The organism is Streptomyces sp. NPDC054047 (assembly GCF_055585065.1).
On sequence record NZ_JBVJKV010000002.1, the window covers coordinates 544,862 to 566,919 of the forward strand.

Annotated in this window: 20 protein-coding genes and 1 pseudogene; 11 read left to right on the forward strand and 10 right to left on the reverse strand. The window is 71.0% G+C overall.

What is annotated here, in order from left to right; genetic code table 11:
- Positions 1-466: 466 nt before the first annotated feature.
- A complete protein-coding gene (locus ACZ6ZP_RS09070; RefSeq protein WP_361461923.1) occupies positions 467-1,297 on the forward strand; it encodes an inositol monophosphatase family protein in 831 nt (276 codons plus the stop codon).
- On the opposite strand, the gene ACZ6ZP_RS09075 is transcribed toward ACZ6ZP_RS09070, so the two are convergent.
- Positions 1,233-1,829 carry a hypothetical protein gene (locus ACZ6ZP_RS09075; RefSeq protein WP_351159047.1) on the reverse strand — a complete coding sequence of 199 codons (597 nt, stop codon included), beginning with the start codon at positions 1,827-1,829 and terminating at the stop codon, positions 1,233-1,235. The genes ACZ6ZP_RS09070 and ACZ6ZP_RS09075 overlap by 65 nt on opposite strands.
- Positions 1,830-1,927: 98 nt before the next feature.
- Between ACZ6ZP_RS09075 and ACZ6ZP_RS09080 the strand changes: the two genes are divergently transcribed.
- From ACZ6ZP_RS09080 to ACZ6ZP_RS09090, 3 genes are all read left to right on the forward strand, one after another.
- Positions 1,928-3,337: a phytoene desaturase family protein gene (locus ACZ6ZP_RS09080; RefSeq protein ID WP_351159050.1), complete on the forward strand. Its 1,410-nt coding sequence runs from the start codon at positions 1,928-1,930 to the stop codon at positions 3,335-3,337.
- 143 nt (positions 3,338-3,480) lie between these two features.
- Positions 3,481-4,962, forward strand: a complete 1,482-nt coding sequence (locus ACZ6ZP_RS09085) for an AlkA N-terminal domain-containing protein (protein ID WP_383817932.1) — start codon at positions 3,481-3,483, stop codon at positions 4,960-4,962.
- Between the two features lie 26 nt (positions 4,963-4,988).
- Entirely contained in the window at positions 4,989-5,489 is a 501-nt protein-coding gene (locus tag ACZ6ZP_RS09090; RefSeq protein ID WP_351159393.1) for a methylated-DNA--[protein]-cysteine S-methyltransferase, read from the forward strand.
- A gap of 50 nt (positions 5,490-5,539) precedes the next feature.
- On the opposite strand, the gene ACZ6ZP_RS09095 is transcribed toward ACZ6ZP_RS09090, so the two are convergent.
- Positions 5,540-6,031: an NUDIX domain-containing protein gene (locus tag ACZ6ZP_RS09095; protein ID WP_469406167.1), complete on the reverse strand. Its 492-nt coding sequence runs from the start codon at positions 6,029-6,031 to the stop codon at positions 5,540-5,542.
- A gap of 76 nt (positions 6,032-6,107) precedes the next feature.
- A complete protein-coding gene (locus tag ACZ6ZP_RS09100; RefSeq protein WP_351159055.1) occupies positions 6,108-7,169 on the reverse strand; it encodes an ADP-ribosylglycohydrolase family protein in 1,062 nt (353 codons plus the stop codon).
- 369 nt (positions 7,170-7,538) lie between these two features.
- Between ACZ6ZP_RS09100 and ACZ6ZP_RS09105 the strand changes: the two genes are divergently transcribed.
- The gene (locus tag ACZ6ZP_RS09105; RefSeq protein WP_351159058.1) at positions 7,539-8,690 is read left to right on the forward strand and encodes a glycerate kinase; all 1,152 of its coding nucleotides are present in this window, start codon (positions 7,539-7,541) and stop codon (positions 8,688-8,690) included.
- A gap of 488 nt (positions 8,691-9,178) precedes the next feature.
- Here the strand turns inward: ACZ6ZP_RS09105 and ACZ6ZP_RS09110 are convergent, their stop codons facing one another.
- Positions 9,179-10,378 (reverse strand): PucR family transcriptional regulator, encoded by a 1,200-nt coding sequence (locus tag ACZ6ZP_RS09110; RefSeq protein WP_351159061.1) that lies wholly within the window; start codon positions 10,376-10,378, stop codon positions 9,179-9,181.
- Positions 10,379-10,641: 263 nt separating this feature from the next.
- Between ACZ6ZP_RS09110 and ACZ6ZP_RS09115 the strand changes: the two genes are divergently transcribed.
- From ACZ6ZP_RS09115 to ACZ6ZP_RS09140, 6 genes and pseudogenes are all read left to right on the forward strand, one after another.
- A complete protein-coding gene (locus ACZ6ZP_RS09115) occupies positions 10,642-11,454 on the forward strand; it encodes an ABC transporter ATP-binding protein (protein WP_351159064.1) in 813 nt (270 codons plus the stop codon).
- An 89-nt stretch (positions 11,455-11,543) separates the two neighbouring features.
- A pseudogene (locus tag ACZ6ZP_RS09120) lies at positions 11,544-12,056 on the forward strand (ABC transporter ATP-binding protein); the annotation flags it as partial.
- Positions 12,057-12,173: 117 nt separating this feature from the next.
- A complete protein-coding gene (locus tag ACZ6ZP_RS09125; RefSeq protein WP_469406556.1) occupies positions 12,174-12,299 on the forward strand; it encodes an ABC transporter ATP-binding protein C-terminal domain-containing protein in 126 nt (41 codons plus the stop codon).
- Positions 12,296-13,186 carry a branched-chain amino acid ABC transporter permease gene (locus ACZ6ZP_RS09130; RefSeq protein ID WP_351159067.1) on the forward strand — a complete coding sequence of 297 codons (891 nt, stop codon included), beginning with the start codon at positions 12,296-12,298 and terminating at the stop codon, positions 13,184-13,186. Before ACZ6ZP_RS09125 ends, ACZ6ZP_RS09130 begins: the two co-directional genes overlap by 4 nt.
- Positions 13,179-14,294 carry a branched-chain amino acid ABC transporter permease gene (locus ACZ6ZP_RS09135; RefSeq protein ID WP_383817613.1) on the forward strand — a complete coding sequence of 372 codons (1,116 nt, stop codon included), beginning with the start codon at positions 13,179-13,181 and terminating at the stop codon, positions 14,292-14,294. The genes ACZ6ZP_RS09130 and ACZ6ZP_RS09135 overlap by 8 nt, the downstream gene beginning before the upstream one ends.
- Complete coding sequence (locus ACZ6ZP_RS09140) at positions 14,291-15,556, forward strand: ABC transporter substrate-binding protein (protein WP_351159069.1); 1,266 nt, start codon at positions 14,291-14,293, stop codon at positions 15,554-15,556. The genes ACZ6ZP_RS09135 and ACZ6ZP_RS09140 overlap by 4 nt, the downstream gene beginning before the upstream one ends.
- A 92-nt stretch (positions 15,557-15,648) precedes the next feature.
- On the opposite strand, the gene pssA is transcribed toward ACZ6ZP_RS09140, so the two are convergent.
- The 6 genes from pssA to ACZ6ZP_RS09170 all read right to left on the reverse strand — a co-directional run bounded on the left by pssA (position 15,649) and on the right by ACZ6ZP_RS09170 (position 22,042).
- On the reverse strand, positions 15,649-16,503 hold the full coding sequence (gene pssA, locus ACZ6ZP_RS09145; RefSeq protein ID WP_351159072.1) for a CDP-diacylglycerol--serine O-phosphatidyltransferase: 855 nt from the start codon (positions 16,501-16,503) through the stop codon (positions 15,649-15,651).
- Complete coding sequence (locus tag ACZ6ZP_RS09150; protein ID WP_160508247.1) at positions 16,490-17,146, reverse strand: phosphatidylserine decarboxylase; 657 nt, start codon at positions 17,144-17,146, stop codon at positions 16,490-16,492. Before ACZ6ZP_RS09150 ends, pssA begins: the two co-directional genes overlap by 14 nt.
- A 169-nt stretch (positions 17,147-17,315) precedes the next feature.
- Complete coding sequence (locus tag ACZ6ZP_RS09155; RefSeq protein WP_351159076.1) at positions 17,316-18,521, reverse strand: acyl-CoA dehydrogenase family protein; 1,206 nt, start codon at positions 18,519-18,521, stop codon at positions 17,316-17,318.
- 2 nt (positions 18,522-18,523) lie between these two features.
- Positions 18,524-19,051: a MaoC family dehydratase gene (locus ACZ6ZP_RS09160; protein ID WP_468612058.1), complete on the reverse strand. Its 528-nt coding sequence runs from the start codon at positions 19,049-19,051 to the stop codon at positions 18,524-18,526.
- A gap of 1 nt (position 19,052) precedes the next feature.
- Positions 19,053-20,018, reverse strand: coding sequence for an HpcH/HpaI aldolase/citrate lyase family protein (locus tag ACZ6ZP_RS09165; RefSeq protein ID WP_351159082.1), 966 nt, complete (start codon positions 20,016-20,018; stop codon positions 19,053-19,055).
- A complete protein-coding gene (locus tag ACZ6ZP_RS09170) occupies positions 20,015-22,042 on the reverse strand; it encodes a protein meaA (protein ID WP_351159084.1) in 2,028 nt (675 codons plus the stop codon). Before ACZ6ZP_RS09170 ends, ACZ6ZP_RS09165 begins: the two co-directional genes overlap by 4 nt.
- Positions 22,043-22,058: the final 16 nt, after the last annotated feature.

Genomic DNA, 22,058 nt, shown 5'->3' on the forward strand with positions numbered 1-22,058 from the left:
CGGGGTGCGGGTCCTGCGGGGCCGGTCCGTGTGTGGGTGCGGGGCCGTGCCGGTATGTCCGTCCTCGCTATCGTCCGGTGGCCCCTTGGGTGCTGCGGCCCCGGAGCGCCGCGAACCGTGCTCCGGGCGGACATACCGGCACGTCCCCTCCCGAGCGCTGCCGACTGCGGACGCCGGGGTTGATCTCCCTGCCCACCCCCGGTCGGTACGCTCCCCACCCACCCCGCCCACCCATCCCTTGACACCGCGGGGCAATCGGGCGGGTGGGCGGGGAAGGTCTGTTCGTTGCGGGCAAGGCTGCGGGGGAACGGTGGGTGGGTGGGAGAGGGCCGTTCTTGCAGGTGAGGCTGCGGGGGATGAAGTACGGGCGAGGCCCAGGGGCCAGGCCACGTGGGATTCATCTCGAATCCATCCCCCGTACCGCCGGGCCGTACGGATTGTCAGTCCGGCGTGCTCTCATGGATGCATGATCGAAGCGATCGAAGACTTTCTTGTACGTGGCGTCCCCGACGTCGAAGAAGCTCTCCGCAAGGCCGCCGCGGCCGAGGTCATGCCGCGGTTCCGGCAGCTCGCCGAGGGCGATGTCGTCCAGAAGAGCGGGCCGCACGACCTCGTGACGGTGGCCGACCGGCTCGCCGAGGAGCACCTGACCGCCGCCCTCACCACCCTGCTCCCGGGCTCCGTCGTCGTGGGCGAGGAAGCCGTGCACGCGGACCCCTCGACGTACGAGGCGATACGGGCCGACGCGCCGGTGTGGATCGTCGACCCGGTGGACGGCACCCGGCAGTTCGTGCACGGTGACCCCGGATTCTGCATGCTGATCGCGCTGGCGTGGCGCGGAGAGGTGCTCGCCTCCTGGACGTACGCCCCGGCGCTGGACGAGATGGCCGTGGCGGTGCGCGGCAAGGGCGCCTGGCTGGACGGGGAGCGGCTGGTGGCCGGCTCGCCCGGCGAGGTCATCGAAGTGGCGACGTCGCACCCGGACTTCACCACCCCCGAGCAGAAGCGCGCGCTCCTCGGCCTGCGGGTCGACGGCGTCGCGCCGCGGCCCTGCGGTTCGGCCGGGCTCGAGTATCTGGCCATCGCCAGGGGAGAGTTGGACGCGGTCGCGTTCTCCTGGGAGCTCGCCTGGGACCACGCGGCGGGGCTGCTGCTCGTGGCCGAGGCCGGAGGCGGCAATCTGACCGTCGCCGGAGAGCCCTTCCGGATCGAGGGCGGGAACGCGCTGCCGTTCACGGCCGCCCGGGACGCCGCCACGGTCGACCGGGTGGTGGCGTTGCTGTCGGCCGCAGCCTGATCTGCGGGGCACCGCGCGGCTCGAAGTTGAACCGCACGGTGGTGACCTCGAACTCCGTGACGGTCCCCACGCCCGGCCAGTCCGCAGGGGTGAGCGGCAGATGCCCCAGGTCCACGAAACCGACGATCGGCAGCCCCAGATCGACGAAGAGCCCGGTCCGCCCCGGGCCCCACGGCAGCTCGCTGACCGTGCCGGTCAGCCGGGTGCCCTGCGGAAGTGGGCCATCCGTTTCCGCCGCCGTGGTGTGTCGGCTGTGGCGGGCGTGTCGCCACGCGGCATCGAACTCCGCTTCGGACACCGGCTCTCCACCGTCGACGGGGCCGTCCAGGAGTACGCCGTATCGCGCCTCGTAGAGTTGCGCCCCCAGCGGCTCGAACTCGTCGAGAGCCCAGGTCAGTTCGGTGCGCGAGGCCGCCACGGACGCCGCTCCGAGCGGGTCGGTGAAGGATGCCTGACGTACGGCGATCCCGTCGGAGCCCGTCTCGAACCAGTCGTCGGAGCCCGCGTCAGCGCGGCGGATCCAGTACGTCACCCGTCAGAGGCTACCCGCGCCCACGGCGCTGTCGGTGGCCCGGCCTATCCTGGGCGGCAGAGGCCATCGGCTGACAAAGGAGTCCGAAGGTGCCGTCGATGCTTGATGCCGTCATCGTGGGGGCGGGACCGAACGGTCTGACCGCTGCCGTCGAGCTGGCCCGCCGCGGCTTCTCGGTGGCCGTGTTCGAGGCCAAGGACACCGTCGGCGGCGGGGCGAGGACCGAGGAGCTGACGCTTCCCGGGTTCCGGCACGACCCCTGTTCCGCCGCACATCCACTGGGCGTCAACTCGCCCGTGTTCCGCACCATGCCCCTGGACCGGTACGGCCTGGAGTGGCTCCAGCCGCAGCTGCCCATGGCGCACCCCTTCCCGGACGGAAGCGCCGCCGTGCTGTCCCGGTCCGTCGCCGAGACGGCCGCCTCGTTCGGGCCGCGCGACGCCGGGGCGTACCGCAGGCTCATCGAGCCCTTCGTGAGCAAGTGGGACACGCTCCTGCAGGACTTCATGGCGCTGCCGTCGACCGCCCTGCCGCGCGACCCCGTGACCCTCGCCCGCTTCGGCCTCGCGGGGCTCCCGCCCTCCACCTGGCTGATGCGGCGCTTCCGGGACGACCGGGCCCGCGCCCTGTTCTCCGGGCTCGTCGCCCACGTCATCGCGCCGCTCGGCGGACTCGCCACCGGCGCCGTCGGCATGGTCTTCGCGCTGGCCGCGCACGCCCGCGGCTGGCCGGTGGCCCGGGGCGGCTCGCAGTCGATCTCGGACGCGCTCACCGCGTATCTGAAGGACCTCGGCGGCGCGGTCCACACGGACTACGAGGTCAAGCGGCTCGACGACCTGCCGCCGGCGCGCGCGTACATCTTCGACACCTCGCCCACCGCGCTGGCCCGGATCGCGGGTTTGGGGCGGAGCTACGAGAACTATCGCTACGGCGCCAGCGTCTTCAAGATCGACTACGCCCTGGACGGGCCCGTCCCGTGGACGGCCAAGGAGGCCCGCGAGGCGGGCACCGTGCAGATCGGGGGCAGCAGCGCGGAGATCGACGCCGCGCTGCACGCCGCGTCGCGCGAGAACCGCGCGCCGGACCCGCCGTTCCTGATCACCGTGCAGCCCAGCGTCGTCGACCCCTCCCGCGCGCCCGCCGGCAAGCAGGTCTTCTGGGCGTACGGCCATGTGCCCAACGGCTGGGACGGCGATCTCACCGACGCGATGGAGCGCCAGATCGAGCGCTTCGCGCCCGGCTTCCGCGACCGCGTCCTGGCCCGCGCCACCTCGGGCCCGCCGGAGCTGGCCGCGCGCAACGCCAATTACGTGGGCGGCGACATCGCCTGCGGCGCCGCCAGCGGAATCCAGCTGCTGCTCCGCCCCAAGATCTCCCTCTTCCCGTACGGCACCGCGCACCCGGCGGTCTTCATCTGCTCGTCCGCGACACCGCCAGGACCCGGCGTGCACGGCATGTCGGGCCACAACGCCGCCAAGGCCGTCTGGCGCAAACTCCGCACGCCCTGAGGGCCGGGCCCCACGCCCCCCCCACCTCCATGTCGGATTCTCGCCAGCCACCCCCACCCGCCATGCCCGATCCTTGAGCCATGCCCACCGCCCCGCACGCCGCGGTCACCACCACCGGCACCACGACCCCGCCGCCCCCCTCGATGCACACCGACGCCGAGCGCTGCGTACGGGCCGTGCAGTCGAAGGACGCACGGTTCGACGGGTGGTTCTACACCGCCGTTCTGACCACCCGCATCTACTGCCGCCCCAGCTGCCCCGTCGTCCCCCCGAAGCCCGAGAACATGAGCTTCTACCCGAGCGCGGCAGCCTGTCAGCAGGAAGGGTTCCGGGCCTGCAAGCGGTGCCGGCCGGACAGCAGCCCGGGCTCGCCCGAATGGAATCAGCGCGCCGACCTCGTGGCCCGCGCGATGCGCCTCATCGCGGACGGAGTCGTCGACCGCGACGGAGTCCCCGGCCTCGCCGCCCGTCTCGGTTACAGCACCCGCCAGGTCGAGCGCCAGCTCCTCGCGGAGCTCGGCGCGGGCCCTCTCGCCCTGGCCAGGGCCCAGCGCGCCCAGACCGCCCGCCTCCTCATCGAGACGACCCCCCTGCCCATGGCGGAGATCGCCTTCGCCGCCGGCTTCTCCTCGATCCGCACCTTCAACGACACCGTCCGCGAAGTCTTCGCCCTGGCCCCCAGCGAACTACGGGACCGCGCTCCGAAGGCCGCCAAGCAGACGTCGGCCCCCGCCGTCCCCGGCACCTTCTCGCTCCGCCTCCCCTTCCGCGCCCCCCTCAACCCCGACAACCTCTTCGGCCACCTCATCGCCACCGCCGTACCCGGCGTCGAGGAGTGGCGCGACGGTGCCTACCGCCGCACACTCCGCCTCCCCTACGGCCACGGAGTCGTCGCCCTCACCCCCGCCCCCGACCACATCGCCTGCCGCCTCAGCCTCACCGACATGCGCGACCTCACGATCGCCATCAGCCGCTGCCGCCGCATGCTCGACCTGGACGCCGACCCGGTCGCCGTGGACGCCCAGCTGAGCGCCGACCCGCTGCTCGCGCCCCTGGTGGCCAAGGCGCCGGGCCGTCGCGTGCCGCGCACGGTCGACGAGGCGGAGTTCGCCGTACGCGCGGTACTGGGCCAGCAGGTCTCCACCGCCGCCGCCCGCACCCACGCCGCACGCCTGGTCACCGCGCACGGCGAGCCGATCGACGACCCCGAGGGCGGCCTCACCCACCTCTTCCCCACGCCGGAAGCCCTCGCCGCGCTCGACCCGGAGGCACTCGCCCTGCCGCGCAGCCGCCGCACCACCCTGACCACGCTCGTACGTCACCTCGCCGACGGATCACTCCGGCTCGGCGTGGAGAGCGGCTGGGAGGAGGCCCGCGCCCGGCTCACCGAACTGCCCGGCTTCGGCCCCTGGACGGTCGAGGTCATCGCGATGCGGGCGCTCGGCGACCCCGACGCCTTCCTCCCCACCGACCTCGGTATCCGGCGCGCCGCACAGGAACTCGGCCTCCCGCACACCCCGGCGGCACTGACCGAACGGGCAGCGGCCTGGCGCCCCTGGCGGGCGTACGCGGTCCAGTACTTGTGGGCGATCGACGACCACCCCATCAACAGCATCCCGGCGTGACAGCCCCCACCGCGAAGGACAGCCCCATGCACCGCCAACACACCCTCGTCGACAGCCCTTACGGCCCCCTGACCCTCGTCGCCACCGACGGCGTCCTCAGCGGCCTCTACATGACGGAGCAGCGCCACCGCCCACCCGAGGAGACCTTCGGCGACCGCGACGCGGGGCCGTTCGGGGAGACGATCAGCCAGCTGGAGGCGTACTTCGCGGGCGAGTTGACGGAGTTCGACCTGCCGATGCGCCTCGACGGCACGCCGTTCCAGCGCACCGTCTGGCAGCAGCTCCAGCTGATTCCGTACGGTGAGACCCGTTCGTACGGTCAGCTCGCGGCCCTGCTGGGCAAGCCCAACGCCTCACGCGCGGTCGGCCTGGCCAACGGCAAGAACCCGATCGGGGTCATCGTGCCCTGCCACCGGGTGATCGGTTCGGGCGGGTCGCTGACCGGCTACGGCGGCGGACTCGACCGCAAGCAGCGCCTGTTGGCCTTCGAGGGCGCAGCGACGAGGAGCGAGGACGCCCTCTTCTGAACCTCAGGGCGACGGGACGAGGGACCCAGGGGCCCAAAAAACGCGGGCAGTCAGCCCACCCGCACCCCGTTCTCCAGCTCCGCAGGACCCGTCCCCGCATCGAGCACCTCCAGCCCGGCCCGCACCCGCAGCCCCAGCTCGCCCGGCAGGAACTCCGCGAGGTCCTCGCGGGCCACGAGCCGCCAGGAGAGCAGCTCGGCCTCCTGGAGCCTGATCGACTTCAGCTGGTCGGCGTCGAGCACTCCGCCGTCGTACAGATAGGCGACCAGCGGCGGCCGCGTCGAACCCGGCACCCAGTCCACCGCGAGCAGCGCCCCCAGCTGTACGTCCAGGCCGATCTCCTCGGCGGTCTCGCGGCGCGCCCCCTGCCGCGGTGTCTCGCCCTCGTCCGACTCGATGGTGCCGCCGGGCAGGGCCCACCCCTCGCGGTAGTTGGGCTCGACGAGCAGCACACGGCCCTCGGCGTCCCGGAAGAGCGCGGCGGCCCCGGCGATGATGCGGGGGAGGCCCGCGATGTACGTGGCGTAGTCCTGAGTGGTCACGTGAAAAGGGTAGACGCGCCGCCGGACCGAGCCGGTGGCCCGAGCGGATCCGACCAGCGGGAGGAGCCCGCCCCGGCTACCCCTCCGCCAACTCCACGGTCCTTGCCGCGAGTTCGGAGATCCTGGAGCCGTCGAAGCCGAACACCGCACTGCGCACCCGGTCTTCGAGGGGGTCCCGCCACTGCGCGGGGATCGCCTTGGCCCCGCACAGCACCCCCGCGACGGACCCCGCGGTCGCGCCGTTCGAGTCGGTGTCGAGGCCGCCGCGCACCGTCAGGGCGATGGTGCGGGTGAAGTCGCCTTCCCCGTACAGGAGTCCGGCGGTCAGGACGGCCGAGTTCGGAACCGCGTGGATCCAGCCGAGCCCGGAGGTCTCCGCCTCGGCGGTGGCCAGCGTCTCCTCCCAGCCGAGCCCGGCCTCGTGCAGGGTGACGACCCGGCGCACCGTACGGGCGAGCCGGCAGCTCGACGGGATCACGCCGAACGCCGCCTCCAGCGCGGCCCGCGGCGTGCCCGCGGTGAACGCGGCCGCGACGAGCGCCGCCGCCCACATCGCCCCGTAGACGCCGTTGCCGGTGTGCGAGAGCGCCGCGTCGCGGCGGGCGAGGGAGGCGGCGCGGCGCGGGGCGCCGGGGTTCGTCCAGCCGAAGATGTCGGCACGGATGAGGGCGCCGATCCACTCCTGACAGGCGTTCTCGTACGTCGCGGTGAGCGGCGGCTTGAGACCGTTCGCGAGATTCCGGTACGCGGCGCGCTCGGCGGTGAACGTCTGGAGATAGGGAAGGCGCAGCAGCCACAGCTCGCCGACCTGTTCGGTGCTGAACGCGAACCCGTGCGTCTCCAGGAGGTGCAGTCCCAGGATCGCGTAGTCGACGTCGTCGTCACGGCAGCTGCCGTGCACCCCGCCGCGCACGCACTGCTGCCACTCGGGCCTCAGCTGGAACTCCTCGACCCAGGAGGGTGGTTCGGGCAGATAGTCGGTGAGTGGCAGCGCGTCGGCCTGCCGCAGGTAGCGCTCGATGCGCTCACGTGTCCAGTAGTCGCCCCGCTCGATGGGCTTGCCGAGCATGTTGCCCGCGATCCGCCCGATCCAGCCGCCGAGGACGCGGTCGGCGAGTTCCGTATGTGCTGGGGTCATGCCTCCGGTCTACCGAATTCGGGGCGCTTGTGCGCGGTCAACGCGACCGGTTCGGCGCGGAGCGCGAGACGTTTGTCTGGTTTTCGATCAGATGCGCATTCTTGGGGGTGTCCGTGACGCGGCGTGCGGCCGTGACGGCTGGCGCGCGGCCGTGAAGGCCGTCGCGCGTCCGCGCCCCCTTCGCGGCCACTGATCGATCATTTCCGTGATCGCGGTGCGCCGCTATAGATGGTTTTACGCTGATTTAAAGGGGAGATCCGAGACTCCGAAATGCGGGCGGCCATGGGCAGGCGGCCCCTCCTGCGGTTATGGTCGCAGCGGCGCGACTGCCTTGACGCGAGCAAGGCCCGGAAAGCAAGGGGATCCAAGGTGGCGGACGCTGCTGGGACGGCGGGGCATGTGCTCATCGCCGCGGACAAGTTCAAGGGCTCACTCACGGCCGTGCAGGTCGCGGAGCGGGTGACGGCCGGGCTTCGCCGCGTCGCCCCGCACGTGGAGGTCGAGGCTCTGCCGGTGGCCGACGGCGGGGACGGCACGGTCGCCGCGGCGGTCGCGGCCGGTTTCGAGCGCCGTGAGGTGCGGGTGACGGGACCGCTCGGCGACGAGGTCACCGCCGCGTACGCGCTGCGGGACGGGACCGCCGTGGTGGAGATGGCGGAGGCCTCCGGCCTCCAGCTGCTGCCCGAGGGAGTCTTCGCGCCGCTCACGTCCACGACGTACGGATCCGGGGAACTGCTGCTCGCCGCGCTCGACGCGGGCGCGCGAACGATCGTCTTCGGCGTCGGCGGCAGTGCGACGACGGACGGCGGGGCCGGAATGCTGGCCGCGCTGGGCGCGGTCTTCCTGGACGCGGCGGGGGAGCCGGTGGCGCCGGGAGGCGGCCCGCTGGCCTCGCTGGCCACGGCGGACCTGTCCCGGATCGACCGGCGGTTCGCCTCGGTGGACCTGGTCCTCGCCAGTGACGTGGACAACCCGCTGACCGGCCCGAAGGGCGCTCCGGCGGTCTACGGCCCGCAGAAGGGGGCGACCCCGCAGGACGTGGCCGAGCTGGACGCGGCCCTCGCGCACTTCGCGAAGGTGCTCGCCGAGTCGGTCGGCCCCTCCGCGGCCGAGTACGCCGAGTCCCCGGGAGCCGGAGCGGCAGGCGGCATCGGGTACGGCGCTCTCGTCGGGCTCGGCGCGAGCTTCCGCCCCGGCATCGAGGTCATGCTGGACGTCCTCGGCTTCGCCCCCGCCCTCGCGCGGGCGTCGCTGGTGATCACGGGGGAGGGCTCGCTGGACGAGCAGACCCTGCACGGCAAGGCCCCCGCGGGCGTCGCGGCGGCGGCCCGCGAGGCGGGCGTCGAGGTCGTGGCGGTCTGCGGCCGCCTGGCCCTTCCGGCGGAGGAGCTGGGCAAGGCGGGCATCAGGCGGGCGTACGCGCTCACCGACGTGGAGCCGGACGTGGCCCGCTGCATCGCCGAGGCGGGGCCCATCCTGGAAACGGTGGCGGAGGGCATCGCCAGGGACTTCCTGAGCTAGACGTGCCCGGGGGCGTGGATTCCCCCTCCTGGCCGGTGGGGGGCTGGCCGCGCAGTTCCCCGCGCCCCTGGGGGGCTTGGATGCTGGCCGGGCTTGGTTCGCATGCCCCGGCCGGTGGGGGTTGGTCGCGCAGTTCCCCGCGCCCCTTACGGGGCCCGGTGCTTGGCTGAGTTCAGCGATGCGCCGGGGGCCGGTGGGGGTTGGTCGTGCAGTTCCTCGCGCCCCTTACGGGGCCCGGTGCTTGGCTGAGTTCAGCGATGCGCCGCGGGCCGATGGTGGATGGTCGTGCAGGTCCTCGCGCCCCTTACGGGGCCCGGTGCGATTCCCCCGGCCGGTCTGGTCGTGCAGTTCCTCGTGTTCCTTACGGGAGCCGCCCCCTCAACGCCGGACGGGATGGGATTTTCAGCCCGTCCGGCGTTTGAGGACGAACTCGGCGGAGCCGGTGATCGGCGGCGCGCAACGCCACCGGGGGCGGAAAAGACCCCGCCTTAGCCCGGCGCCAGCCGGTACGCGTCCAGGGCCAGCGTCATCTCCATCAGGTCCCGTGGACGCGCCAGCGACCGTGACGTCAGCTGTTCCAGGCGCCGCAGGCGGTTGAACACCGTGTTCCGGTGGCAGTACAGCCGCCCCGCGGCCCGCCCCGCCGAGCCCTCGCACAGCAGCCACGCGTCCAGCGTCTCCAGGAGCACCGCCCGGTCGGCCGGCTCCAGGGCCAGGACCTCGCCGAAGACGTCCGACACCAGCCGCCCCGCCAGCTCCGGCTGGCTCACCACCAGAGCCGTCGGCATCCGCTGGTCGAGCCGCACGATCCCGGTCGCGTCCGGCGCACACGTACGCAGGGCCAGCTCGGCGAGGCGTCGCGCGTGCCCCAGCTCGGAGAGCCCCGCCACCACCGGGCTGATGCCGCCGGGCCCGGGGCACCGCCCGTCCAGCGCGGCGGCCAGCTCGTCCAGGCCCTCCTCCGCGCCGAGCGCCACCACCCCCACCTCCCGGTCCGTCCGCATCCGCCAGACGAAGCGGAACCCGGCCCGCTGGATCTGCCGGTGGAACGCGGCACGACCGTCCCGCCGCTCGGCGCGCAGCACCACCACCGCGTACGGCCCGCGCTCCGGCAGATCGAGCCCCGCGGCCACCTGCGCGGCGAGCCCGGGGGCCGACTGGCCCTCCAGGAGCGCGTCGAGCAGCGCCTGCAGCTGCTCGTCGGTGCGGCGCCGCAGCTCCATCTCCGTCGCCCGGTAGGCGTCGGACGCCGCCGCGGCCTGCGCGTCGACCGCCGACCACACCATCGTCGCCGACCGCATCAGGACCGCCAGCTTCTCCGGGTCCTGCCCCACGGCGCCTTCGAGCAGCGAGTCCCAGACCAGATAGCCCGCGTTGCGGTACGAGTGCACCACCAGGTCGAGCGGAAGACCCTGCTGGGCCCTGCGCCGCCCGGCCTCCTCCGCGTACTCCAGATCGCGGCGCGGCGACGCGCGGGGCGCCGAGATCGTCTCGATGCCGATCCGCATCGCGTCCTCCGCCTCCCGCCACTGCTGGTCGTACGGCAGCACGCGTGCGTACACCGGCGAGTGCTCGAAGAGCTGCCGCAGATGTTCGTCCACCAGCTCGGGGATGCGGGGGAGCAGCGCCACGCACGCCTCCTCGAGCACCTTCCAGTCGTGGCCTGTCCGAGGCCTGCGTCCGCTCATGGATTTCTCCCCCGTCGCCGCTGCCCGCCGTGCCTCCGTGCTGCGGAGGATGCCACTGCTCGGCCACCCCTGGCAGGCCCCTGACACGGGGTGTTGTGCCCGTGCACAACGGGTGGCCGGTCCCGCTGGTCACCCGCAGCGATTCGGACACAGGCCGTGGACGGGCGGGCGCGGCGGTGCTGTTGTGAGCGCCACGCGGAGGGCCGTGCGGGGCGGGCGGCCGAGCGCCATGAGCAGGGCAGGCGGAGGACAGGGGGTCCCAGGTGGGTGGTTCCGGACTGGTCGTACAGGACGCGTCGGTCGGATACGGACCGGTGCGCGCACTGCGCCAGGTGTCGCTCGAAGTGCCGGACGGTGCCGTCGTCGCGGTGCTCGGCGGCAACGGCGCGGGCAAGTCGACGCTCCTGCGCGCCATTTCACGCACCCTCGCGTTTCACCGGGGTGCGCTCACCACCGGCTCCATCCACTTCGGCGGGCGGCGCATCGACGGGCTGCACGCGGACCGTGTGGTCGCCGCCGGAGTCTCCCAAGTGCCGGAAGGAAGAAGGGTGTTCGCCCGGATGACCGTCGCCGACAACCTGCGGGCGGGCGCGCTCGGCTCCGCGGGGAGCCGGGCCGCGAAGGCCAGGGCGCTGGACCGCGTCCACGAACTCTTCCCCGTGCTCGCCGAACGCGCGGGCCAGCGCGCCGGGCTCCTCTCGGGCGGCGAGCAGCAGATGCTGGCGGTCGCCAGGGCGCTGATGGCCTCGCCGAAGCTGCTGCTCCTGGACGAACCCTCCCTGGGACTGGCTCCGTTGATGGCGGCACGCATCGCCGACACCATCGAGGAGATCAACACCCAGGGCACCGCGGTCCTCCTCGTCGAACAGAACGCCGCCCTCGCGCTGCGCCTCGCATCGCGTGCGTACGTCCTGGACGTGGGCGAAGTGGCACTCGCCGGAGCGGCGGACGAACTGTCCGCGTCCGACGAGGTGCGCCGCCGCTACCTCGGCGTGGTCGACGAGGCCGCCGCGGCCGACGCCTCGCGCGGCGTCAGCGCGCTGCCCGTGCTGCGGCGATGGGCGGGCCGACGGTGACCGAGGACCGCACGGCGCCCGACACGTCGCCCATGAACCCCGTCGACCCCGAGGACCTCGTGGGCCGGGACGACGTACCCGCCCTGGAGGTGCGGGAGTTGACCGTCCGGTTCGCGGGGCTCACCGCGCTCGACGCCGTCAGCTTCACCGTCCGGCCCGGCACCGTGCATGCCGTCATCGGGCCCAACGGCGCGGGGAAGTCCACCTGCTTCAACGTCCTGTCCGGCGTGTACCGCGCCTCCGGCGGCAGCGTCCGCTTCGGCGAGCACGAACTGACGGCGATGCCTCCGCACCGCATCGCCGACCTCGGCGTCGCGCGGATCTTCCAGAACCTCGCCCTGCCGCCGCGCGCGACGGTCGCCGACAGTCTGATGCTCGGCCGGCACCGGCTGACCCGCACGGGGTTCGTCGCCGCGGGACTGCGCCTCCCGTCGGCCGCGCGCGAGGAGAGCCTGCACCGCGAACGAGTGCGCGAGATAGCGGCGTTCGTGGGGATAGAGCGCCAACTGCACGCTCCGGCGGGCTCCTTGCCGTACGGACAGCAGAAACTCGCGGAACTGGCCCGCGCCTTGTGCATGGAGCCGCGGCTGCTCCTGCTCGACGAGCCGGTGGCGGGCATGACCGCGGACGAGCGGCGCCGCACGGCGGCCGTCATCGCGGGCGTCCGCGACAGCCTCGGAATCTCGATCGTCCTGGTGGAACACGACATGGGGGTGGTGATGCGGCTCGCGGACGCGGTGACCGTACTGGACTTCGGCCGGCGCATAGCGGACGGCGCACCGGCGGCCGTGCAGAACGACCCGGCGGTCGTGCGCGCGTACCTGGGAGAGGAGGCCACCTCATGACCACCTTCGTCGAGCTTCTTCTCAACGGGCTCTCGATGGGCTCCGTCTACGCCCTGATCGCCCTCGGCTTCGTCGTCATCTTCCGGGCCACCGAAGTCGTGAACTTCGCGCACGCCTCGCTGCTCCTGGCGGGCGGCTACATCACCGCGATCCTCCACGACGACATCGGCTTCTGGCCTGCGCTGCTCGTCGGCATCGCGGGCGCCGCCGTCGTCGGCGCGGCCATCGAGTTCCTCGTCATGCGGCGCTATCGCGGCTCCGACCACAGCGTCCTCGCCATCGTCACCATCGGCGTCGACATCCTGCTCACCACCGAGCTCACCCGCCGCCTGGGCACGGACGTGCTCTCGCTCGGCGACCCCTGGGGCGACTCCGTGCTCACCATCGGGTCGATCTCCATCGCGCACACGCGGATCGCCGCGTTCGTCGCCGCCGCTCTCCTGATCACCGTGTTCCTGCTCGCCTTCCGCTACACCTCCTGGGGCGTGGCGATGCGCGCCGCGGCGGAGAGCCCGGAGACCGCCGCCCTGATGGGTGTGCGCCTGGGCCGGGTCTCGCTCGGCGCCTGGGCGGTGGCGGGCGGACTCGCCGCCGTTGCGGCGCTCTTCCTCACCGTCTTCCCGACCCCGGGGCTCGAACGGGCCACCTCGCTGGCCGCGTTGAAGGCGTTCCCCGCCGCGATCCTCGGCGGCCTCGACTCCACCACGGGCGCGCTCGTCGGCGGGCTCGTGGTAGGCGTCACCGAGTCGCTCGCCACCGGCTACCAGAGCGAACTGACCTTCCTGGGAAGGGGGTTGGGCGATCTCGCGCCCTACCTCGTGATGACCGTCATCCTCCTCATCCGGCCCGCCGGACTCTTCGGCACGAAGGAGCTCGCCCGTGTCTGAAGTCCTGGCCCGCGGCCGGGAGCTGCGCTCCCGAGGCCGTACGAGGCTGACGCGCCCGCGGACGTACGTCTGGCTCGCGGGAGCCGTGGTCCTGCTCGCCCTGCCCTTCTACCTCGACCGCTTCTGGCTCCAGGCGGGCCTGTTCGCCATGGCGGCCGCCATCGGCGCGATCGGCATCAACCTCCTCACCGGCGCGACCGGCCAGCTCTCCATGGGGCACGCCTTCTTCCTCGCGATCGGCGCGTACGGATACTGCGTCTTCGCGGGGGACGGCGATGACGGCCTGACCGGACTCGGCCTGCCCACCTGGATCGCGGCCGCCCTCGCGGTCCTCGTCGCGGGGATCGCGGGCGGGCTCTTCAGCCCCATCGCGGGCCGGCTGCGCGGCGCGTACCTCGGCATCGCGACCCTCGCCCTCATCTTCATCGGGCAGCACGTGCTCTTCAACGCCCACGATCTGACCGGCGGTTCCAACGGACGCGACGTACCGCCCCTGAGCGTCTTCGGCATCACCTTCGACGAGAGCGAACTCGTCGTGGCGGCCGTGCCGTTCGGGGCGTCGGAGAAGCTCTGGTACGCGGGGCTCGTCCTCCTCCTCGGCTGCGGGCTCTTCGCCCGCGGCGTGCTGCGCGGCCGGCCCGGACGCGCGATGAACGCCATCCGCGACCACCGCATCGCCGCCGGCGTCATCGGGGTGCCCGTCGCCCGCTACCGCGCGGGCGTCTTCGTCCTGTCGTCGATGTACGCGGGCCTCGCAGGCGTCCTGCTCGCCCTGGTCTTCCAGCGCACCGTGCCGGACTACTTCGGCATCACGCTGTCCCTCGAATACCTCGCCATGATCGTCATCGGCGGCCTCGGCTCGGTGGCGGGCGCGGTGGCCGGTGCGGCCGTCGTGTCCCTGCTGCCGCAGCTCCTGACCCGGTACAGCGATGCGCTGCCCCTGGTCTCGGCCCCCGGCAGTGGCGGGATCACACCGGGCGAGGCGTCCCGGTATCTGTACGGCGCCGCCGTCGTGGCGGTGGTGCTGTTCCTGCCCGGCGGCCTGGCCAGCATCGCCGCCCGGCGCACCAGGCCGACGTCCGGCCCAACTCCAGGGGAGGAACGATGAGTTCACGCACATTGAAAAGGGCCACCGCGACGGCGACGGCGCTCGCCGCGCTGCTTGCGGTGGCGGGTTGCAGCTCCAAGGCGGAGGACGACAAGGGCGACAAGGAGGGGGCGGGCGGGGTCAAGACCGGTGTCGGGGTCTCCGCCGACGCGATCACGCTCGGCGTGCTCACCGACATGACCGGTGTCTACGCGACCCTGGGCAAGAGCGTCACCCAGGCCCAGCAGCTCTACGTGAAGCAGACCAACGCCGACGGCGGCATCTGCGGCCGCAAGCTGAAGCTGACCGTCCGCGACCACGGCTACGACCCCCAGAAGGCGGTCGCCGGGTACACCGAGCTGGAGCCGGACGTCCTCGGCTTCGCCCAGTTCATCGGCTCCCCGTTCGTCGCCGCGGTCAAGCAGCGGGTCGACGGCAACAAGGGGCTCGTGCTGCCGCAGGCCTGGTCGGCGAATCTCCTCGGCAGCCCCTACGTCCGGGTCGTCGGCTCGACGTACGACCTGGAGACGATCAATGCGATCGACTTCCTGATGAAGGAGAAGGGCCTCAAGAAAGGCGACAAGCTCGGCCATGTCTATTTCGAGGGCGATTACGGCGAGAACGCGCTGAAGGGCTCGCAGTACATGGCGAAGAAATCGGGCCTCACCGTCGTGGAGCAGAAGATAAAGGCGACCGACAACGACATGACGGCCCAGGTCGCGGCCCTGAAGAAGGCCGGAGTGAAGGGTGTGGTGATCAGCGCGGGCCCGCGGCAGGCGGCCTCGCTGGTGGGTGTCGCGGCGGCCGGCAAGTTCGACGTCCCGATCATCGGCAACAACTCCGCGTTCGCGCCCCAGCTCCTGGGCACACAGGCGGGCCCGGCGCTCGCGAAGAACTACTACGTGGCCTCGCCGACCCTCCCGATCGGCGCGGACACCCCCGCCGCGAAGAAGCTGGTCGCCGACTACAAGAAGGCCTACCCCAAGGACGCCCTGGACAACGGCGTGACGGCCGGCTGGACCGCGGCGTCCGTCTTCGGAGAGGCCCTGAAGAAGGCCTGCGAGAGCAAGGACCTCACCCGTGAGGGCGTCGACAAGGCGCTCCTGACGATCGACTCGTACGACACGGGCTTCGGCGTCTCCCAGGACTTCACCGACCCCAAGGCGCCCTCCTCGAAGGAGAGCGTCATCCTGCGCCCCGACAAGGGCGTGACGGGCGGCATGAAGGTGGTCAGGGAGCCGGGCGCCGCTGAGGCGGCCGAGGGCTACACACCGGGCGCCTGAGCCGCACACGGCGTCCGGCCGACCCGCTCCGAGCAAGCCGAAGGGGCCCGAACCAAGTGGTTCGGGCCCCTTCGGGCTACGTACGGGAGCCGCTACGGCAGCTGTGCCGCCCGCGCCTCACGCCGGTTGTCCCGGAAGTTGTTCACCCTGCGCGCCGTGGCGAAGAGGGGGATCACCGCGCCGAGGACGACCTGGAGCGCGCAGCCGGTCTGCAGGAGCAGCAGGCCGCCGGGGGCGTCGAACGCCCAGGCCGCGAGCAGCCCCATGGCCGCGACGATCCACGAGAGCATGGCCACCGCGAGGGGACCGCGCGGCTTGGGGTACTCGACGCGGCTGACCATGAGCCAGGCCGTGCCGATGATCGCCATGAGCGTCGCCCAGAAGGGCAGCTCCAGGAGCACGATCGAGACGACCGTGAGGGCACCGAAGGGCGATGGCATGCCCTGGAAGGTGCCGTCCTTCACGGTCACGCAACTGAACCGCGCAAGCCGCAGCACCACCGCGAGCAGCACGACGATCGCTCCGACCGCGGCGACTCTCTGGTGCGCGTCGTCGGCGACCATGCCGTAGACGAGCACGAAGTACGCCGGGGCCAGACCGAAGCTGATCAGGTCCGACAGGTTGTCGAGCTCGGCGCCCATCGGCGAGGACCGCAGCTTGCGCGCCACGAGCCCGTCGAAGAGGTCGAAGACAGCCGCGCAGAGCATCAGGATCACGGCGGTCGCGGCGGAGTGCCGCGCCATGCCGCTCTCGTTGCTGCCCTGCAGGTGCGGGATGAGGATGCCGGTGGTGGTGAAGTACACCGCCATGAACCCGCACGTGGCGTTACCGAGCGTAAGGGTGTCCGCTATCGAGAGGCGGAGTGAGAGAGGCATCTCCTCGTCGGCCTCGTCCTCGGCCGCCTCGGGCACCCAGCCCGCCTGTGTCTCTGGATCAACCACGGTCAATTCGAGTCACCCCAGCCACGGTCTTCTGACCGACCTCGACGTCCACGTCGACACCCTCGGGGAGATAGATGTCGACACGGGAGCCGAAGCGGATCAGGCCGATCCGTTCGCCCTGCTCCACCTTCGTGCCCTGCGGCACGTAAGGAACGATGCGCCGCGCGACAGCGCCCGCGATCTGGATCATCTCGATGTCACCGAGCTCGGTGTCGAAGTGCCAGACGACGCGCTCGTTGTTCTCGCTCTCCTTGTTGAACGCCGGGACGAACCCGCCGGGGATGTGCTCCACGGACGTCACCGTGCCCGCGAGGGGCGCGCGGTTGACGTGGACGTTCAACGGGCTCATGAAGATCGCGACGCGGGTACGCCCGTCCTTCCACGGCATGATGCTCTGCACCACGCCGTCGGCCGGGGAGATGACCCGGCCCTGGGCGATGTCGCGCTCGGGGTCGCGGAAGAACCACAGCATGCCCGCCGCCAGAGCGGTGGCAGGCACGGCCACGGCCGCGGCGCCCTTGGAGCGACGCGCACGCACGAGGCTGAGTGCCGCGGTGGCGACAGTCGGCAGGAGCCACGGCGATGCTCCGCGCGCAAGGCGTACGCCAGCGAGGCTGTCGCGTGGTGCAGAGGTTTGGCTGTGGGGCATGGATGACCTTCGTAGCGGATGATGCCGCGCATGAACGGGGGACGGCGGCTTTTTCCGGATGGTATCGGTTGCGAGCCACAACTGGGCAAGCCAGGAAGCGGAGTCGACGGCCGAAGAGTGTTGACAGGGTGTGACCTTCTTCTCGATGAAAACACCCCAAATCGGGCATCTAGCCCTGGAATCGATACTCTTCGAGCAGTCGCCGCCCAATGATCATTTTCTGGATCTCGGCGGTACCTTCGCCGATCAGCAGCATGGGAGCCTCACGGTACAGGCGCTCGATCTCGTACTCCTTCGAGAAGCCGTAACCGCCATGAATCCGGAACGCGTCCTCTACGACTTCTTTGCAGTATTCGGACGCGAGGTACTTCGCCATCCCTGCTTCGAGGTCGTTTCGTTCCCCGGAGTCCTTTTTGCGTGCTGCATTCACCATCATCGCATGGGCGGCCTCGACCTTGGTAGCCATCTCGGCCAGCTTGAACTGAATCGCCTGGTGCTGAGCGATCGCCTTGCCGAAAGTGTGGCGTTGCTGGGCATATGAGACACCGAGCTCAAATGCACGCTGAGCAACACCGCAGCCACGCGCCGCGACATTCACGCGGCCGACTTCGACGCCGTCCATCATTTGGTAAAAACCGCGCCCGGTGGTCCCGCCGAGCACGCGATTGGCCGGAATTCGCAGTCCGTCCATGATGAGTTCGGTCGTGTCGACGCCCTTGTAACCCATCTTGTCGATCTTGCCGGGGATGGTGAGGCCGGGGCGGACCTCTCCGAAGCCCGGCTCCTTCTCCACGAGGAAGGTCGTCATCGACTTGTGGGGCGCCGTGCCCTCGGGGTGTCCTTCGTCACTTCGGCACAGAACGGCCACCAGCGTCGACGTACCGCCGTTGGTCAGCCACATCTTCTGACCGTTCAGGACGTACTCGTCGCCGTCCCTGACGCCCTTGGACGTGATCGCCGACACGTCCGAGCCGAGCGCGGGCTCCGACATGGAGAACGCGCCGCGCACCTCGCCGGCCGCCATGCGCGGCAGGAAGGTGTCCTTCTGCTCCTGCGTCCCGTGCTGCTTGAGCATGTAGGCGACGATGAAGTGGGTGTTGATGATGCCGGAGACCGACATCCAGCCACGCGCGATCTCCTCGACGCACAGTGCGTACGTGAGCAGCGACTCGCCCAGACCGCCGTACTCCTCGGGGATCATGAGCCCGAAGAGGCCCAACTCCTTGAGACCATCCACGATCTGCTGGGGGTACTCGTCACGGTGCTCGAGCTCCGTGGCGACCGGAATGATCTCCTTGTCGACGAAGTCCCGGACGGTGGACAGGATCTCCTGCTGGACGTCCGTGAGGCCAGCGGTCTGCGCGAGTCGGCTCATGGCTACTTCTCCTGCGTCTTCTTCGCGGTGTCCCGCAGCTCCGGGCGGCCGGGCTGTTCGCCGCCGCGCTCCTTGATGTACGTCTCGGTGGGGACCATCACCTTGCGGCGGAACACGCAGACCAGCGTGCCGTCCTGCTTGTAGCCCTTGGTCTCCACGTAGACGATCCCGCGGTCCGACTTGGACCTCGAGGGGGTCTTGTCCAGGACGGTGGTCTCGCCGTAGATCGTGTCGCCGTGGAAGGTCGGCGCCACGTGCTTGAGCGACTCGACCTCCAGGTTGGCGATCGCCTTGCCCGAGACGTCCGGCACGGACATGCCCAGAAGCAGCGAGTAGATGTAGTTGCCCACGACGACGTTCTTCCCGAAGTCGGTCGTCTTCTCCGCATAGTTGCTGTCCATGTGGAGGGGGTGGTGGTTCATGGTCAGGAGGCAGAAGAGGTGGTCGTCGTACTCGGTGACCGTCTTTCCGGGCCAGTGCTTGTAGACGTCCCCGACGGTGAACTCTTCGTAGGTGCGGCCGAACTGCATGTCAGGCCTCCGGGATCTCGAACTTGGAGGTGCGCGTCATGCCGGCGGCGCGCCCCTTGCCCGAGATGACCAGGGCCATCTTGCGGCTGGCCTCGTCGATCATCTCGTCGCCGAGCATCGCGGAGCCCTTCTTGCCGCCCGCCTCGGAGGTGCAGTAGTCGTACGCGTCCAGGATCAGCTCGGCGTGGTCGAAGTCCTCCTGGGAGGGCGAGAAGACCTCGTTGGCGGCGTCGACCTGGCCGGGGTGCAGGACCCACTTGCCGTCGAAGCCGAGCGCGGCGGCGCGGCCCGCGACCTCGCGGTAGCCGTCGACGTTCTTGATCTGGAGGTAGGGGCCGTCGATCGCCTGGAGGTTGTTGGCGCGGGCGGCCATCAGGATCTTCATCAGGATGAAGTGGTAGGCGTCGGCCGGGTAGCCGGGCGGCTGCTCGCCGACGACCAGGGACTTCATGTTGATGGAGGCCATGAAGTCGGCCGGGCCGAAGATGATCGTCTCGACGCGGGGCGACGCCTGCGCGATCGCGTTGACGTTGTTCAGGCCCTGCGCGTTCTCGATCTGCGCCTCGATGCCGATCTTGCCGACCTCGAAGCCCATCGTCTTCTCGATCTGGGTCAGCAGGAAGTCCAGCGCGACGACCTGGTCCGCGGTCTGCACCTTCGGCAGCATGATGCAGTCGAGGTTCTGGCCCGCGCCCTCGACGACCGTGACCACGTCGCGGTACGTCCACTCGGTCGTCCAGTCGTTGACGCGCACGACCCGCGTCTTGCCCGTCCAGTCGCCCTCGTTGAGGAACTTGACGATGGTGTGCCGGGCCTCCGGCTTGGCCAGCGGCGCACAGGCGTCCTCCAGGTCCAGGAAGACCTGGTCGGCGGGGAGGCCCTGGGCCTTCTCCAGGAAGCGCGGGTTGGAACCCGGCACCGCCAGACACGAACGGCGGGGACGAAGGCGGTTGATGGGCGCGGTCATGCGGGGACCTCCAGAGGGTCGAGCTTGTTCGCTTTCCGGATCTCGTCGACGATACGGCCGATGATCTCGGTGATGCCGAAGTCCTTGGGGGTGAAGACGGCGGCCACACCCGCCGCCTTCAGGTCCTCGGCGTCGCTGTTGGGGATGATGCCGCCGGCGATGACGGGGATGTCGGGCGCACCCGCCTCGCGCAGGCGCACCAGCACGTCGGGCACGAGCTGCGCGTGCGAGCCGGAGAGGATCGAGAGGCCCACCGCGTGCACGTCCTCGGCGAGCGCGGCGGCCACGATCTCCTCGGGCGTGAGCCTGATGCCCTGGTAGACCACCTCGAAGCCGGCGTCACGGGCGCGCACCGCGATCTGCTCGGCCCCGTTGGAGTGCCCGTCCAGGCCCGGCTTGCCGACCAGGAAGCGCAGCTTGCCGGTGCCGAGGTCGGCGGCGGTCTTGGCGACCTTGTCGCGGACGAGGGCGAGCGGCGTGCCCGCCTCCGCGGTGACGGCCACCGGAGCGCTGGAGACGCCCGTGGGCGCCCTGAACTCCCCGAAGACCTCCCGCAGGGCGCCGGACCACTCCCCGGTCGTCACACCGGCGCGTGCGCACTCCAGGGTGGCCTCCATGAGGTTGCCCGTGCCCGCGGCGACCTCCTTGAGCTTCTCCAGGGCCTTGCAGGGGCGCGGGTGGTTGAACGGCGGCTGGTAGCGGGTGTCGCGCCAGTGCTGGAGGGCGTTCACGACGCGGTTCTCGACCGCGGGGTCGACCGTCATGATCGCGGTGTCCAGGTCCGCGGTGAGCGGGTTCGGCTCGGTCGACTCGTAGGCGTTGACGCCGACGATCTTCTCCTCGCCCGACTCGATGCGCGCCCTGCGCTCGGCGTGCGAGGAGACCAGCTGCGACTTCAGGTAGCCGGACTCGACGGCGGCCATCGCGCCGCCCATCTGCTCGATGCGGTCCATCTCGGCGAGCGACTCCTCGACGAGGGACTCCACCTTGGCCTCGATGACGTGCGAGCCCTCGAAGATGTCCTCGTACTCCAGGAGGTCGCTCTCCAGGGCGAGCACCTGCTGGATGCGCAGCGACCACTGCTGGTCCCACGGCCGGGGCAGCCCCAGGGCCTCGTTCCAGGCGGGAAGCTGCACGGCACGCGCGCGTGCGTCCTTGGAGAGCGTGACGGCCAGCATCTCCAGGACGATGCGCTGGACGTTGTTCTCGGGCTGCGCCTCGGTCAGGCCCAGCGAGTTGACCTGCACGCCGTAGCGGAAACGGCGCTGCTTGGGGTTGGTGATGCCGTACCGCTCGCGCGTGATGCGGTCCCAGATGCGGCCGAACGCCCGCATCTTGCACATCTCCTCGACGAAGCGGACGCCCGCGTTCACGAAGAAGGAGATGCGGGCGACGACGTCACCGAACTTCTCCTCTGGCACCTGCCCGGAGTCGCGCACGGCGTCGAGGACGGCGACGGCGGTGGACATCGCGTACGCGATCTCCTGCACCGGAGTGGCACCGGCCTCCTGCAGGTGATAGCTGCAGATGTTGATCGGGTTCCACTTGGGGATGTGCGCCACCGTGTAAGTGATCATGTCGGTGGTGAGGCGGAGGGAGGGCACCGGCGGGAAGACGTGCGTCCCGCGCGAGAGGTACTCCTTGACGATGTCGTTCTGCGTCGTCCCCTGGAGCTGCGTGATGTCCACGCCCTGCTCCTCCGCCACCACCTGATAGAGCGCCAGGAGCCACATGGCCGTGGCGTTGATCGTCATCGAGGTGTTCATCTGGTCCAGGGGGATGTCCTGGAACAGCCGCCGCATGTCGCCCACGTGCGAGACGGGGACGCCGACCCGGCCGACCTCACCGCGGGCGAGGATGTGGTCCGGGTCGTAGCCGGTCTGCGTGGGCAGGTCGAACGCGACCGAGAGGCCCGTCTGACCCTTGGCGAGGTTGCGCCGGTACAGCTCGTTGGACGCCTCGGCCGTGGAGTGACCGGCGTAGGTCCGCATGAGCCACGGCCGGTCCTTCTGACGCTCTGTCATGTGCGAACCCTCAGCC

Coding starts and splice junctions, on each gene's coding strand:
- ACZ6ZP_RS09070 (WP_361461923.1), top strand. CDS start 467: ATGATCGAAGCGATCGAAGACTTTCTTGTACGTGGCGTCCCCGACGTC.
- ACZ6ZP_RS09080 (WP_351159050.1), top strand. CDS start 1,928: ATGCTTGATGCCGTCATCGTGGGGGCGGGACCGAACGGTCTGACCGCT.
- ACZ6ZP_RS09085 (WP_383817932.1), top strand. CDS start 3,481: ATGCACACCGACGCCGAGCGCTGCGTACGGGCCGTGCAGTCGAAGGAC.
- ACZ6ZP_RS09090 (WP_351159393.1), top strand. CDS start 4,989: ATGCACCGCCAACACACCCTCGTCGACAGCCCTTACGGCCCCCTGACC.
- ACZ6ZP_RS09100 (WP_351159055.1), bottom strand. CDS start 7,169: ATGACCCCAGCACATACGGAACTCGCCGACCGCGTCCTCGGCGGCTGG.
- ACZ6ZP_RS09110 (WP_351159061.1), bottom strand. CDS start 10,378: ATGAGCGGACGCAGGCCTCGGACAGGCCACGACTGGAAGGTGCTCGAG.
- ACZ6ZP_RS09125 (WP_469406556.1), top strand. CDS start 12,174: ATGCGGCTCGCGGACGCGGTGACCGTACTGGACTTCGGCCGGCGCATA.
- ACZ6ZP_RS09130 (WP_351159067.1), top strand. CDS start 12,296: ATGACCACCTTCGTCGAGCTTCTTCTCAACGGGCTCTCGATGGGCTCC.
- ACZ6ZP_RS09140 (WP_351159069.1), top strand. CDS start 14,291: ATGAGTTCACGCACATTGAAAAGGGCCACCGCGACGGCGACGGCGCTC.
- ACZ6ZP_RS09150 (WP_160508247.1), bottom strand. CDS start 17,146: ATGCCCCACAGCCAAACCTCTGCACCACGCGACAGCCTCGCTGGCGTA.
- ACZ6ZP_RS09155 (WP_351159076.1), bottom strand. CDS start 18,521: ATGAGCCGACTCGCGCAGACCGCTGGCCTCACGGACGTCCAGCAGGAG.
- ACZ6ZP_RS09160 (WP_468612058.1), bottom strand. CDS start 19,051: ATGCAGTTCGGCCGCACCTACGAAGAGTTCACCGTCGGGGACGTCTAC.
- ACZ6ZP_RS09165 (WP_351159082.1), bottom strand. CDS start 20,018: ATGACCGCGCCCATCAACCGCCTTCGTCCCCGCCGTTCGTGTCTGGCG.
- ACZ6ZP_RS09170 (WP_351159084.1), bottom strand. CDS start 22,042: ATGACAGAGCGTCAGAAGGACCGGCCGTGGCTCATGCGGACCTACGCC.